At 44.9% G+C, this 13,539-nt stretch carries 13 protein-coding genes; 10 read left to right on the top strand and 3 right to left on the bottom strand.

The features are described from left to right. The first annotated feature begins 70 nt into the window (after positions 1-70). Positions 71-1,648, top strand: a complete 1,578-nt coding sequence (gene purH / locus DK187_RS06445; RefSeq protein WP_111606522.1) for a bifunctional phosphoribosylaminoimidazolecarboxamide formyltransferase/IMP cyclohydrolase — start codon at positions 71-73, stop codon at positions 1,646-1,648. 82 nt (positions 1,649-1,730) lie between these two features. Continuing rightward, positions 1,731-3,017, top strand: coding sequence for a phosphoribosylamine--glycine ligase (gene purD, locus DK187_RS06440; RefSeq protein WP_111606521.1), 1,287 nt, complete (start codon positions 1,731-1,733; stop codon positions 3,015-3,017). An 89-nt stretch (positions 3,018-3,106) separates the two neighbouring features. On the opposite strand, the gene DK187_RS06435 is transcribed toward purD, so the two are convergent. Further along, positions 3,107-3,358 (bottom strand): hypothetical protein, encoded by a 252-nt coding sequence (locus tag DK187_RS06435; protein WP_111606520.1) that lies wholly within the window; start codon positions 3,356-3,358, stop codon positions 3,107-3,109. A gap of 58 nt (positions 3,359-3,416) precedes the next feature. On the opposite strand from DK187_RS06435, the gene DK187_RS06430 reads away from it, so the two are divergent. From DK187_RS06430 to pdxH, 4 genes are read left to right on the top strand one after another with little or no spacing between them, the layout of a single operon-like run. After that, entirely contained in the window at positions 3,417-5,714 is a 2,298-nt protein-coding gene (locus DK187_RS06430; protein WP_111606648.1) for a 7TMR-DISM family protein, read from the top strand. Positions 5,715-5,758: 44 nt separating this feature from the next. Next, on the top strand, positions 5,759-6,100 hold the full coding sequence (locus DK187_RS06425) for a histidine triad nucleotide-binding protein (protein WP_111606519.1): 342 nt from the start codon (positions 5,759-5,761) through the stop codon (positions 6,098-6,100). A gap of 15 nt (positions 6,101-6,115) precedes the next feature. Continuing rightward, positions 6,116-6,748, top strand: coding sequence for a 2-polyprenyl-3-methyl-6-methoxy-1,4-benzoquinone monooxygenase (coq7, locus tag DK187_RS06420; RefSeq protein ID WP_111606518.1), 633 nt, complete (start codon positions 6,116-6,118; stop codon positions 6,746-6,748). 2 nt (positions 6,749-6,750) lie between these two features. Further along, positions 6,751-7,392: a pyridoxamine 5'-phosphate oxidase gene (pdxH, locus tag DK187_RS06415; protein ID WP_111606517.1), complete on the top strand. Its 642-nt coding sequence runs from the start codon at positions 6,751-6,753 to the stop codon at positions 7,390-7,392. A 37-nt stretch (positions 7,393-7,429) separates the two neighbouring features. Here the strand turns inward: pdxH and DK187_RS06410 are convergent, their stop codons facing one another. Then, positions 7,430-7,987, bottom strand: a complete 558-nt coding sequence (locus tag DK187_RS06410; RefSeq protein ID WP_111606516.1) for an alpha-ketoglutarate-dependent dioxygenase AlkB family protein — start codon at positions 7,985-7,987, stop codon at positions 7,430-7,432. On the opposite strand from DK187_RS06410, the gene DK187_RS06405 reads away from it, so the two are divergent. From DK187_RS06405 to yfaE, 4 genes are all read left to right on the top strand, one after another. Further along, positions 7,957-8,736 carry a heparan-alpha-glucosaminide N-acetyltransferase gene (locus DK187_RS06405; RefSeq protein WP_223232335.1) on the top strand — a complete coding sequence of 260 codons (780 nt, stop codon included), beginning with the start codon at positions 7,957-7,959 and terminating at the stop codon, positions 8,734-8,736. The two genes, DK187_RS06410 and DK187_RS06405, sit on opposite strands and share 31 nt — an antisense overlap. Positions 8,737-9,038: 302 nt before the next feature. Then, complete coding sequence (gene nrdA, locus DK187_RS06400) at positions 9,039-11,303, top strand: class 1a ribonucleoside-diphosphate reductase subunit alpha (RefSeq protein ID WP_111606514.1); 2,265 nt, start codon at positions 9,039-9,041, stop codon at positions 11,301-11,303. Between the two features lie 163 nt (positions 11,304-11,466). After that, positions 11,467-12,600: a class Ia ribonucleoside-diphosphate reductase subunit beta gene (gene nrdB, locus DK187_RS06395; RefSeq protein ID WP_111606513.1), complete on the top strand. Its 1,134-nt coding sequence runs from the start codon at positions 11,467-11,469 to the stop codon at positions 12,598-12,600. Continuing rightward, a complete protein-coding gene (gene yfaE / locus DK187_RS06390; protein ID WP_111606512.1) occupies positions 12,584-12,880 on the top strand; it encodes a class I ribonucleotide reductase maintenance protein YfaE in 297 nt (98 codons plus the stop codon). Before nrdB ends, yfaE begins: the two co-directional genes overlap by 17 nt. 21 nt (positions 12,881-12,901) lie before the next feature. Here the strand turns inward: yfaE and DK187_RS06385 are convergent, their stop codons facing one another. After that, complete coding sequence (locus DK187_RS06385; RefSeq protein ID WP_111606511.1) at positions 12,902-13,507, bottom strand: CDP-alcohol phosphatidyltransferase family protein; 606 nt, start codon at positions 13,505-13,507, stop codon at positions 12,902-12,904. Positions 13,508-13,539: the final 32 nt, after the last annotated feature.

Here is a 13,539-nt window from a genome sequence, read left to right as displayed (position 1 = left end):
GCGAATTCGCCCTTTTTTTCGTCTTATCTTCCCCTTGTTTTTTAGTGTTAAATTAACTGCGAGAACCATGATGGCAAATCAAAATACCGTAACTCCAATCAAACGAGCGTTAATCAGTGTTTCCGACAAAACAGGCATTGTCGAATTCGCGCGCGAACTGACCGCTCAAGGTGTTGAAATTCTTTCAACTGGTGGAACTTACCGTCTTTTATTGGACAGCAACGTTAAAGCAACCGAAGTATCTGATTACACAGGCTTCCCAGAAATGATGGATGGCCGTGTAAAAACACTGCACCCAAAAGTACACGGTGGCATTCTTGGTCGTCGCGACATCGACGGCGCCATCATGAAAGAACATGGCATCGAAGAAATCGATATGGTGGTGGTGAACCTGTATCCATTCGAAGCAACGATTGAGCGCCCTGATTGCGATCTCCCCATGGCGATTGAAAACATCGATATTGGCGGCCCCACTATGGTTCGCTCTGCAGCAAAAAACCATAAAGACGTCGCTATTGTAGTGTCTCCTTCTAGCTACGAAGCAATCTTGGCTTCTCTTAAAGCCGATGGCGGCTTGACGTTTGAACAGCGTTTCGACCTTGCGGTGAAAGCGTTCGAACACACATCACACTACGATGGCGCCATTGCCAACTTCCTAGGTAAAAAAGTGGCAGGCGGCAGCGAAGAGTTTGCACGTACATTTAACCTACAATTCCACAAACACGAAGAAATGCGCTACGGTGAGAACCCTCACCAAAAAGCCGCGTTTTATGTTGAAGCGAACCCGAAAGAAGCGTCTATCAGCACAGCGAAACAAATCCAAGGTAAAGCATTGTCTTACAACAACATCGCTGATACTGATGCCGCTCTTGAGTGTGTCAAAAGTTTTGATAAGCCGGCTTGCGTTATCGTCAAACACGCCAACCCGTGTGGCGTAGCAACCGCAGCGACGCAATTTGAAGCTTATGATATTGCTTTCCAAACAGACCCAACGTCTGCATTCGGTGGCATCATTGCCTTCAACCAAGAGCTAGACGCTAAAACCGCACAAGCGATTGTTGACCGTCAATTCGTTGAAGTGATCATAGCCCCAAGCGTTAGCAAAGCAGCGGCCGACATCATTGCAGCGAAACAAAATGTTCGTCTGCTTGAATGTGGCCAATGGTCTAAAGACAAACCAGCGGCGCTAGATTACAAGCGTGTAAACGGTGGTTTATTGGTTCAGGACCGTGACGATGGCGTGATTACGTTAGACGATCTTAAAATTGTCTCTAAACGCCAACCTAGCGAAGAAGAGCTAAAAGATCTATTGTTTGCTTGGAAAGTGGCAAAATTTGTTAAATCTAACGCCATTGTTTATGCCAAAGCAGAACAAACCATCGGTGTTGGCGCAGGCCAAATGAGCCGCGTTTACAGCGCTAAAATTGCGGGCATTAAAGCCGCTGATGAAAACCTAGAAGTCGCCGGTTCCGTCATGGCGTCTGATGCCTTCTTCCCATTCCGTGATGGTATCGATGCAGCAGCGCAAGCCGGTATTACAGCGGTTATTCAGCCAGGTGGCTCTATGCGTGACGAAGAAGTCATCGCGGCAGCAGACGAAGCTGGTATGGCAATGGTCTTCACAGGCATGCGTCATTTCCGTCATTAATAAGCCGTCACTAAGAAGTCAAGGCTTCTTAGTTCGTCACCGGAGGCTACGGCCTCTGGTTTGCAATACAAAGGATTAGATAATGAAAGTTCTTATTATTGGTAACGGTGGTCGTGAACATGCTCTAGCATGGAAGACTGCAGAATCTAACCAAGTTGAAAAAGTTTTCGTTGCGCCTGGCAACGCAGGCACAGCAACAGAAGACAAAGTCGAAAACGTTAACATTGGCGTCACTGATATTGCCGATCTTGTTGCTTTTGCAAAAAAAGAAAACATCGACCTAACCATTGTTGGTCCAGAAGCGCCTTTGGTCATCGGTGTGGTAGATGCCTTTGAAAAAGAAGGCTTGGCGATCTTTGGCCCCACAGCGGCGGCGGCACAGCTAGAAGGCTCTAAAGCCTTCACAAAAGATTTCTTAGCGCGCCACAACATTCCAACGGCTGCTTACGGCAACTTCACTGAGATCGAGCCAGCGGTTGCTTACATCAAGCAACACGGTGCCCCGATTGTGGTTAAGGCCGATGGTCTAGCCGCTGGTAAAGGCGTTATCTTGGCGCAGACGGAAGCCGAAGCCATTGAAGCGGTTGAAGACATGCTACAAGGCAATGCCTTTGGCGATGCGGGCAGCCGTGTTGTGATCGAAGAATTCTTGGTAGGCGAAGAAGCCAGCTTTATCTGCATGGTGGATGGCGAAACGGTGTTACCGATGGCGACAAGCCAAGACCACAAGGCACGCGATAACGGCGACAAAGGCCCAAACACGGGCGGCATGGGCGCGTACTCTCCTGCTCCGGTTGTGACACCAGAAATTCATGATCGCATTATGAACGAAGTTATCATGCCAACGGTTAAAGGCATGAACGCAGAAGGCAATCGCTACCGTGGTTTCTTATACGCTGGCGTGATGATCGCGCCCGATGGCACGCCCAAAACATTGGAATACAACTGCCGTTTTGGTGATCCAGAAACCCAACCTATCATGATGCGCTTGCGCTCTGATTTGGCTCAAATGTGCTTGGCTGCGGTCAATGGTAAGCTAGACACGGTTGAAGCCGATTGGGATCCTCGCGCCAGTTTAGGTGTGGTGCTTGCGGCTGGCGGCTACCCTGCCGATTACCCTAAAGGCGACGTTATTTCGGGTTTGGACGCCGTCCTTCCTGAAGGTCAGAAAGTCTTTCAAGCGGGCACAACATTAAAAGACGGCCAAGTGGTTACCAATGGCGGCCGTGTTCTTTGCGCCGTTGCTCTTGGCGATACAGTTGCTCAAGCACAAGCGTCTGCTTACGAGGTTGTTAAAACCTTGTCTTGGGATAAGGTGTATTTCCGTACCGACATTGGTCATCGTGCCATTGCACGTGAACAGAAGTAGTCTTTCTATTACTTAAGACAGACTAATTCTTAGTAAAAAGGCCTCGCATGAGGCCTTTTTTATGCTCAGTACTGCCGCACAATAAAGTATTATTTTTTCAGCTGCGCTTGTTTTTTATCTAACCAAGCCTTAAACAAACGCCCTACCTCCAAAACCAACAAACCAAATATAATACCGGCCACCCAATCAAACCCCAGAACAAAGCCCAATGTCGCGATCATCCCGTAGCCATACATGAGATTGGTTCGTGTAGCGGGCTTCGACTGCCTGGCAAACCAGGTAACGCCCAACAGCAACAGACTAAACCAAACATAATGTTCCACCAAAATTGGATATAGCATTCAATCCCCTATCTAGTTAATAATGATAGCCTTCATAGAACTGGTTTGGGCTAGCGTTTTGTTTTATCAATTGATTTTACTATTTTTACTCGGCATCTCCAACACAGTGTGGGGCTCAAACACGATCGCCATTATTGATGATTCAAACAGTGTCTTCAATATTGGCAAAAGTGGCACTTATTTTATTGATACCGATAAAAACCTCTCATTTGACACTATTTCATCGGATCTATACGCGAAACGTTTTCGCCCACTGAATCGAAACTACCTGCAGTTTGGCTTAGTCAAAGGCAACGTTTGGATACGCACAGACATTGCCATCCGGACCACCAGCAACATGCCTATCTTGCTGGAAATAAACACCCCCAGACTACAATACCTTGATATATATCTGCCTAACTTATATGAAAATCAGGTTCAAGCGGAACTCGGTGGCGCACGCCCCTATAACAATAGGCCAATTAAAGCGCCTCACTATGTATTCAACATTCCAGCGAACTCACCGCCTGTTTTCACCTTATATTTGAAGCTTTCTTCTGATTTGCCAATTAACGCTAAAATTGAACTCAAAACCCTTTCACAAATGAGCCTAGATGCCCAAAAAAACCTAACCGTTACGGGCATCTTAATTGGCATACTCATCACTCTCTTTGTTTGTAATGTGTTCTTTTTTATCAAAACCTCACACCCTATGTATCTAATCTACAGCGGTTTACTGATTGGTATCGCTGTCTTGCACCTTTCACTTCATGATCAAATATCCGCCTTTTTTCCGGATCAGATCAATATTCAAGAGCGCATCTACAATTTAGCGGCATTGTCATGTCTGTGCGCTATTGTGTTTTTTTCTCGGCTTTATATAGATACTAAAAACTATCTACCTAAAATAGACAAAGCATTACTGATCATTGGTTCAATTAATGCTCTATTCGCGGTTGTTTTTACCCTTTCTCCAGAACAAATAAACATCACGATACTGTCTTCAATGGTGGTAATCACACTGATTTTACTGACCATTCACGCGGTTGCCGCGTTTATTCATAAAGTCCCCATTTCTGGGTATTATTTGGTTGCCAGACTAACATTGCTTACAGGTCACTTTGCTTGGATCTTGTCCGTTTACGGCATCATACCCAGTGCACTCCTATTTGAGTGGGGACTAACGATCACAATTATCATTGAAGCAATGATTCATTTCACTGGCATCATTGCACAAACCACGCCTTTGTTGCAGCGACATGCTCACAGGACCAAACACTCTCAAACTGAAGTCGCGGATCTTCTGTCGGATCTATCCAGTCGTTTACGCCGTCAAGTCAATATCATTGACGGGGGACTCACACACCTTGAACAAGCCGCCACTTCAAATGAAACAAGGCTGTTTTTATCAAGCAGTCTGACCGCCAATAATAATTTAAAAAACCTGATTGAACGCATTGATCTGCTGAATGATATAAAAGAAAATTCACCACCAGAACAATCTTATCCAATATCACTCGATCAACTCATAGACAACGCCTACAACAATGTTCAACGCTTGGATCAAGACAACGCTCTAATAGAAATCAATAGTAACAAAACCGACCAAGTGGAAATACTGCAGCACGCCTCCATCCTACAGCACCTTATTGAAAGCCTTGCTCAGGAATTCAAACACTTTACCGACCAAGTGCTTACTCTCGATATCATCCGACACGAGATGAATCGTGAAGGCATCACCTTATTAGAGCTAAGCTGCCACCCTTTGCCTAAACGCATCCACACAAGCACCGCAAGCTTTGACCTTGGCATGCACTACATCACACTGCTTATTCAACATATAGAGGGGGAAATACAAATTTCTGAGAACAACCACTATCGACGTCTTGACATTCAACTGCCTATGCGTGCGCACCTTCGTCCAGCAAACAACGATATCAGCCAACAACACCATTTTGACATTATACTTTTAGGCCAAACAGACCATGACTTACAAAAAGCCCTCACACTGTTGCAAAGCCATATCAATAAAATAGAGCACTTCACCACTTTAGAGGGCTTATTAGATTATTTAGAGCAGCCTGCGAAAAGAGAGTCTGGGTCCATTATCTTAGTCTTCGACAATGGGGGACATATTCCCCATGTCACACAACAGAGGCTACTTCCATTAATGCGCCATGAGGATCAGTGCTTACTCATCAGCAACAATGTTAAAATGTCGCTAGATTACGCCAAAAAGCTAGGATTTGATGATCTGATCGCTTGCTCAGAATTAGAGAGCCAACTGGAACAGAGAATATCGCGCCTGATACAAAAGGGAGATAGGCTAAGAAATACATCCTTGTCACGGATCAAGCCTTTGCGCAAAACACCTTGAAGCAATACCACTAACCTTGAATAATACTAATGAAAGGAGATGATATGGACTGTTTATTTTGCAAAATAGTGAACCGAGAGATACCGGCGACCGTTTTATACGAAGACGATGATGTGCTGGCCTTTGAAGACATCATGCCCCAAGCGCCAACGCATTTCCTAGTCATTCCTAAGCGCCATATAAGCACGCTAAATGACCTAACAGACACCGATGCTGCGGTAATGGGAAAACTACCTATCACGGCAGCTAAGATAGCAAAACAAAAGGGCATCAGTGACGCAGGCTATCGCGTTGTGATGAACTGCAATGAGATGGGCGGACAAACCGTTTATCATATTCATATGCATGTACTGGGTGGCCGCGCCATGACTTGGCCTCCAGGTTAAGCAGGAGGAAATACAATGATCTCTTTTTTAGACAAAGCCGTATTACAGTTTGACCGTGCGCTACAAACACTTGTGCCCCATGCGGCCAGAGCATCACGCCCTTCTCCGGCAACGTCGTTCGAAGAAGGCCTACTAGACCAGTCTGAGCGCAAACATGCATCAGGGCTGATGCGCATTAACCACACTGGAGAAGTCTGTGCTCAAGCTCTGTATGCAGGACAAGCCACCACGGCAAAGTTGGCCGCTGTGCGCGAAGAAATGGAGCATGCAGCAGATGAGGAGATCGACCATCTAGTCTGGTGTGAACAACGACTTTATGAGCTTGGTAGCAGGCCCAGCCTTTTCAACCCATTATTTTATGGCGCGTCCTTTTTTATTGGAGCAGGGGCGGGATTGATCAGTGATAAATTGAGCTTGGGCTTTGTTGCCGCAACAGAAGATCAGGTTTGCGCTCATCTTCAAAAGCACATGGCCACCTTGCCAGTACAAGATGAAAAGAGTAAAGCGGTGTTAGCACAAATGCATACAGATGAAGCCAAGCACAAAGCCATGGCTCTGGCTGCAGGCGGATATGAGTTTCCTAAGCCTATTATGGCGATCATGACACAAGTATCCAAAGTCATGACCACAACAACTTATCGGATTTAATCATGAACAGAGATCTTCATTCTATTCGACGCGACTATCAGTTCGATGACCTTCTAGAAGAGCATGCCGGACATGATCCACTTAGCTTGTTTGATAATTGGCTCGAAAAAGCCATAGAAGCCTGCCCTGACGACCCAACGGCCATGGTATTAAGCACGGTTGATAGTGATGGCTGGCCACATTCCCGTGTGGTGCTGTTAAAACAACGTAATGACGCTGGCTTTTCTTTTTTCACCAATTACGACAGCGAAAAAGGCCAACAATTAGCCCTTAATAATAAAGCCAGTATGACTTTTTTTTGGCCGGCATTATCGCGCCAAATTCGAATAGAAGGCCATGTTGAAAAAGTTGCTCGTCATGTCTCAGAGACCTATTTTGCCAGTCGTCCTCGAGGCAGCCAGCTCGCCGCCAGAACATCGAAGCAAAGCGCTGTTATTGCCAATCGCGACGCATTGCAAGCCGCTTTTAACCAAGAAGAACAAGCCTTTGACGGTCAAGATGTGCCCTGCCCTGAAAACTGGGGTGGATATGTATTAAAACCCAAATTTATTGAATTTTGGCAAGGCAGACCCAGTCGTCTTCATGATCGCATCTGCTTCACACAGAAAGACGGCAACTGGATCATCACCCGCAAAGCCCCATAGTGATCCAATAGATTTCGGTCACTAACAAAACTCGCATTTAAAGCAGGAGACGAAAGGTTAAACTCACTCGCTCCTCTTTGATGCGTTTTCTTACAGGCAAAGAATGCTGCCAAAGTACCTGTGTTGAAGCAGACATTACCAGCCAACTGCCATCTTCTAGCTCAAGACTGTGCTTAATCTGGTGATTGGCTTTCAAACGAAACAGAAAAGATCGTTGCGCGCCAAGACTGAGCATGGCTACGACAGGCGCAGGCCCCAATGACTTCTCATCATCGGCATGCCATCCCATGTATTCTTCGCCGTCTTGATACCAATTCAATAACAAAGCATTAAAAGGCTGCTGCGCTAAAGATTCAGCTTCTTCTTTAACTGGCAACAGCCAATCAGGCCAGCCTGTGCCCAAATGATCCTTTCCTGAGTAGCGATAACATACCCCAGCATCCGCAACGAAAGCCACCTGGCGGGGCACTACAATAGGACGACCAAACATCAACAGACTCTCTCGCTCCCACGGCAAATCCACCTTAAGTCGCGGCAATAGGTGCTGTAAACTTGAGCTAGAAAATGAGTATCGGTATGATGGCCGAACTTCCATCCCATTATTTACCTTGGACTTCAATGCAAATCTCTCCTGTTTTTGAACCAACCAAACGCAGCGCATTTTTAGATGTTTATCGTGGCTTTGCTGTTTTGCTGATGATGATATTCCACTTCTGTTGGGATTTACGTAATTTTGGTTTCATGGAGTTTTCCATATACGACCCTTTTTGGGTGTATTTCCGCAGCCTCATCCTCACCCTATTTCTGACTGCGGTTGGCTGGTCCGCCTACATAGTATCCAATCAGTCTAGCAAACCATTCACTTGGAAACGCGACATTAAGCTGCTTATTTCCGCGGGAGCCATTTCACTGGCCACCTACTTAGCTATGCCAAATCAATGGATTTATTTCGGTATCCTGCATTTTATTCTTGTCGCCTCCCTCCTTGTAAGACCTGTCGCTAAATGGCCAATTGCTTGCGCGGTTCTGGGCATACTCATCATAATGATCTACCACTTAACGCCATGGCTGCATTTCCCTAATGCGTTCTCTACCATCACGCACTATGTCCCACTCCCCGATAGAACGCTGGATATCGTTTTTCCATTCCCATGGATTGGCGTTGTCTTTATTGGTCCTTTATTGGGTTATTTAAACTGGCACCAATGCCCAACCCCCAACCATACCGTCACTCGTGTACTCGCTTTTATGGGGCGTTACGCCCTCCCTATTTATCTCAGCCACCAGATTATTTTATTTGGTCTTGTGGCAGCGTTCAAAATGGTGCTTTTGCAATTTTTTTGATCACTTTTCGTGCATACCAAACCGTTCAACTTCATCCTGAAAAAATAGATGAAATTTGATTTTATAGCCTTGCCAATTGCTAACTTTACGCTTCTTCTGGCAAGCAAAGTAAGTGACCACTTAGGCATTGTTTGTTTCTGATTTTAGAGTTTTTTTCAAGCCTTGATTTTCAATTGAATGCGCACTATTGTTCGTGACAAATCATTAGCAAAAATACTACATATAGTGTGTCAGACAAAAAACACACACTATATAGAGTAGTTTACCTCTTTTATTACAATGCACTAATGGGAAGTTAAGGCATGAGCACTCTCACAGTTACTAAGCGTAACGGGTCGACCGAAAACATCAACCTAGAAAAGATCCATAAAGTCATCGCCTGGGCAGCCGAAGGTCTAGAAAATGTCTCTGTATCCCAAGTGGAGTTAAAGGCACGAATCCAATTTTTTGAAGGCATTCGTACCACGGACATACATGAAACCTTAATCAAATCTGCTGCCGATTTAATTTCTGAGCACACACCAGATTACCAATACCTCGCGGCGCGTTTAGCTATTTTTCATTTGCGTAAAAAAGCCTTTGGCAATTTTGAACCGCCACACCTTTATGCACATGTAAAAAACCTAGTCCAACAAAAGCGCTACGACTCACATCTGCTTGAAGATTACTCAGAAGACGACTTCAATCAAATGCACGATTTCATTGATCACTCACGTGATATGAATTTCTCATATGCCGCGGTAAAACAACTTGAAGGTAAATACTTGGTACAAAACCGAGTCACGGGGGCCATCTACGAAAGTCCTCAGTTTATCTACATACTGGTTGCGGCTTGTTTGTTCGCAGGCTATGACAAGCACGAGCGTTTGAACCTAATCCGTCGTTTTTATGATGCCGTCTCTAAGTTCAAAATTTCATTGCCCACACCTATCATGTCTGGGATTCGTACACCGACTCGTCAGTTCAGTAGCTGTGTATTGATTGAATGCGGCGACTCTTTAGACTCGATCAACGCAACGTCCAGTGCCATCGTAAAATACGTTAGCCAACGTGCTGGTATTGGCGTGAATGCTGGCGCTATTCGTGCTCTGGGTAGTCCTATTCGTGGCGGTGAAGCGTTCCACACAGGATGTATCCCATTTTACAAACACTTCCAAACAGCGGTAAAAAGCTGTTCTCAAGGTGGTGTTCGTGGTGGCGCAGCGACGGTTTTCTATCCAATTTGGCACCTTGAAGTCGAAAGCCTATTGGTACTCAAAAACAACCGTGGTGTAGAAGAAAACCGCGTTCGTCACCTAGATTATGGCGTGCAGTTTAACCGCTTGATGTATCAACGCTTAATCAAAGGCGGCAACATCACGTTGTTTAGCCCATCAGATGTTCCAGGTCTATACGATGCCTTCTTCGCCGACCAAGAAGAATTCGATCGTCTATACACCCTGTATGAGCAAGATCCTACTATCCGTAAGCAAACGATCAAGGCAACGGAGTTATTTACTTTGTTTGCTTCTGAGCGCGCCAGCACGGGTCGTATTTATTTACAAAACGTGGATCACTGTAATACGCACAGCCCATTCGATCCAAAGGTTGCGCCAGTGAAACAAAGTAACTTGTGTTTGGAAATCGCCCTTCCAACCAAGCCACTGAACAGTATCGATGACAAAGAAGGCGAAATCGCCCTTTGTACTCTATCGGCATTCAACCTAGGCGCGCTTGAAAACCTAGATGAACTAGAAGAGTTAGCAGAACTGATTGTTCGCGCCTTGGACAGTTTATTGGATTACCAAAACTACCCGATTCCAGCAGCACAACGTGCAACGGAACTACGTCGTACCTTAGGTGTGGGCGTTATTAACTACGCGTATTACTTAGCGAAAAATGGCGTTAAATACTCTGACGGCAGTGCCAACGAGCTAACTCATAAAACCTTTGAAGCCATTCAATACTTCCTATTGAAAGCGTCTAACAAGTTAGCAAAAGAATTTGGCCCATGCTTGGCGTTTAACGAGACAACTTATTCTAAAGGCATTTTACCAATCGATTCTTACAAAAAAGAAATCGACAATATCGTTTCTAACGAATTGTTCTACGATTGGGAAAGCTTGCGTACAGAGATCGTGACTCACGGTCTACGTAACTCAACATTAACCGCCTTGATGCCATCTGAAACGTCTTCTCAGATCAGCAACGCAACGAACGGCATCGAGCCGCCTCGTGGTTTTGTTTCGGTGAAAGCCAGTAAAGACGGTATTTTGAAACAAGTCGTGCCTGAGTTCGAACGCTTGAAAGAAAACTATGAATTGTTGTGGACCATTCCATCAAACGATGGCTACCTGCAATTAGTGGGCATCATGCAGAAGTTTGTTGACCAAGCGATCTCTGCTAACACGAACTACGACCCACAAAAATTCGAGTCGCAAAAGGTGCCGATGAAGGTTATTTTGAAAGACCTACTGACGGCTTACAAACTAGGGGTAAAAACCCTGTACTATCACAACACTCGTGATGGTGCTGACGACAAACAAGAAGACATGGACGATTGCGCTGGCGGTGCTTGCAAAATCTAACCCATTCGTCGTCGTACAAAACTTTTTTGCACGATAGACAAGCAAAGCCTCATCCAAATGAGGCTTTGCTACGTTTATTACTTTAATGACACATCCAAATCTATTAATAACTAAGGCATTTTTATTTTGAAAATGTCTGACGCTTTGAGGAATACCCTGAGACATGAGTTACTCGACTTTCAACCGTAAGCACTTCGATAGTATGAAAGAACCTATGTTCTTTGGCGAAAATGTCAATGTTGCTCGCTACGACCAACAAAAACATCCTATTTTTGAAAAGCTGATTGAAAAGCAGCTGTCCTTTTTTTGGCGTCCAGAAGAAGTCGACCTTTCAACCGATCGCAAAGACTTTCAACGCCTAGAAGAACACGAGCAACACATTTTCTTGAGCAACCTAAAATACCAAACTTTATTAGACAGCGTACAAGGTAGATCGCCAAACGTGGCGTTGTTACCGATTGTTTCTTTGCCCGAGTTAGAAACTTGGATTGAAACCTGGTCTTTTAGTGAAACCATTCACAGCCGTTCTTACACACATATCATCCGTAATATTGTTAACGATCCGACCAAGATTTTTGACGACATCGTTACCAATGAAGAAATTACCAAACGCGCTGACAGTGTGTCTATTTATTACGATCGACTCATTGAAATGGTGAATCTTTATAACACCATGGGCATGGGCACATTCAATGTGCCTGGCAAAGGCGACATTGAAATCTCCATGCCTAAGCTCAAAAAAGCGCTTTACTTGACCATTGCCTCTGTCAACGTATTGGAAGCCATTCGCTTCTACGTGAGCTTTGCCTGTAGCTTCGCATTTGCAGAGCGTACGCTCATGGAAGGTAACGCCAAAATTATCAAACTGATTGCCCGCGACGAAGCCCTACACTTAACCGGTACTCAACATATGTTGAACCTAATGGCTTCTGGCAAAGACGATCCAGAAATGGCTGAAATTGCGGCAGAATGCCAAGACGAGGTCCGCCAAATCTTTATCGAAGCCGCGGAACAAGAGAAAGAATGGGCCACTTACCTATTCAAAGACGGCTCAATGATTGGTTTGAATGCACAAATTTTAGGCCAGTATGTTGAATACATTACCAACGTGCGTATGCAGGCCGTGGGTCTTGAAACCTGTTTTGCGACCAAGCACAACCCTATTCCTTGGATCAACGCTTGGCTAGTCAGCGACAATGTTCAAGTAGCACCACAAGAAGCCGAAATCAGCTCTTATCTGGTTGGTCAAACAGACAATAACTTAGACGATTCAGATTTCGATGACTTTGATCTCTAAATCAACAAATCCTACAAAAAACGATAAAGTTCATCGGGTCTTATTGGGAAAGAAACAGATTCTGGTAACAGAAGAGGAACCTTTGCTAATACAGCTAGAACGCGCTGGTATTCATGTGGAATACCAGTGTCGTGAAGGCTATTGCTCTTCTTGCTCTATCAAACTTTTATGGGGTCATGTCAGTTATCCTTTTGAACCTTTAGCCTGGGTTCAAAGCGGTTATTTGTTGGCCTGCTGTGCGATAGTCAAAAGTGACATTGAAATTGCTTTTTTCGACTAACGAAAACCCCAAATCACAGTATTAACGCAATGTTCGGTAACCTGCATAAATTCGGGTTGCCGTCGTTATCCAACAGATTACACCAAACAAATAGGCCATAACGGCAAAGTAACTAGGTAGTAAGCAAATCAAAACTAAAAATGCGATGGTTTCAGTCCCTTCGGCCAATCCCCCCAGAAAATAAAGTGACTTATGTCCGTATTCTAGACGCTCAATCTTGCGTTTTTCCGCCATAATGGCAAACGCCAGAAAACTGCTGCCCGTCCCCATAAAGGAAAAAATTAAAAAACTCGCCGCCAACGCATTATCAACAGGGTTCATCAGAGCAAAGCCAAAAATCACCGCCGAATAAAAAATAAAATCCAAGGTAATGTCTAAATACCCCCCCAGATCCGTAGGGCCTTGCAGCCTAGCCACCGCGCCATCTAGGCCATCCATCACCCTATTAATAATCACAAGCACCAATGCCAAAGAGGTGTTTCCAAAGTACAAAGCAGGCAATACCATCATGCCCATCACAAAACCCAACAAGGTAATCCAGTTGGCTTTTACGCCTAGCTTATCAATCACAACCGCCATTAAGCGTAAGGGATGCTTCAGGGTTTTAATAAATAATGTATCTAACATTCAGACAACTACCTTGATTCTTTAGGGACGAA

Origin of the sequence: Marinomonas arctica (assembly GCF_003259225.1) — a bacterium.
GTDB classification, from domain to species: Bacteria; Pseudomonadota; Gammaproteobacteria; order Pseudomonadales; family Marinomonadaceae; genus Marinomonas; species Marinomonas arctica.
Note: the sequence above shows the minus strand (reverse complement) of the source record. Positions and strands in the feature narration are given on the sequence as shown.

Bases quoted from the DNA above. Each gene is read 5' to 3' on its own strand.
- DK187_RS06405 (WP_223232335.1), top strand. From the start codon at position 7,957: ATGAGTATCGGTATGATGGCCGAACTTCCATCCCATTATTTACCTTGG.
- pdxH (WP_111606517.1), top strand. From the start codon at position 6,751: ATGAACAGAGATCTTCATTCTATTCGACGCGACTATCAGTTCGATGAC.
- nrdB (WP_111606513.1), top strand. From the start codon at position 11,467: ATGAGTTACTCGACTTTCAACCGTAAGCACTTCGATAGTATGAAAGAA.
- purD (WP_111606521.1), top strand. From the start codon at position 1,731: ATGAAAGTTCTTATTATTGGTAACGGTGGTCGTGAACATGCTCTAGCA.
- DK187_RS06425 (WP_111606519.1), top strand. From the start codon at position 5,759: ATGGACTGTTTATTTTGCAAAATAGTGAACCGAGAGATACCGGCGACC.
- DK187_RS06435 (WP_111606520.1), bottom strand. From the start codon at position 3,358: ATGCTATATCCAATTTTGGTGGAACATTATGTTTGGTTTAGTCTGTTG.
- DK187_RS06385 (WP_111606511.1), bottom strand. From the start codon at position 13,507: ATGTTAGATACATTATTTATTAAAACCCTGAAGCATCCCTTACGCTTA.
- purH (WP_111606522.1), top strand. From the start codon at position 71: ATGGCAAATCAAAATACCGTAACTCCAATCAAACGAGCGTTAATCAGT.
- yfaE (WP_111606512.1), top strand. From the start codon at position 12,584: ATGACTTTGATCTCTAAATCAACAAATCCTACAAAAAACGATAAAGTT.
- nrdA (WP_111606514.1), top strand. From the start codon at position 9,039: ATGAGCACTCTCACAGTTACTAAGCGTAACGGGTCGACCGAAAACATC.
- coq7 (WP_111606518.1), top strand. From the start codon at position 6,116: ATGATCTCTTTTTTAGACAAAGCCGTATTACAGTTTGACCGTGCGCTA.
- DK187_RS06410 (WP_111606516.1), bottom strand. From the start codon at position 7,987: ATGGAAGTTCGGCCATCATACCGATACTCATTTTCTAGCTCAAGTTTA.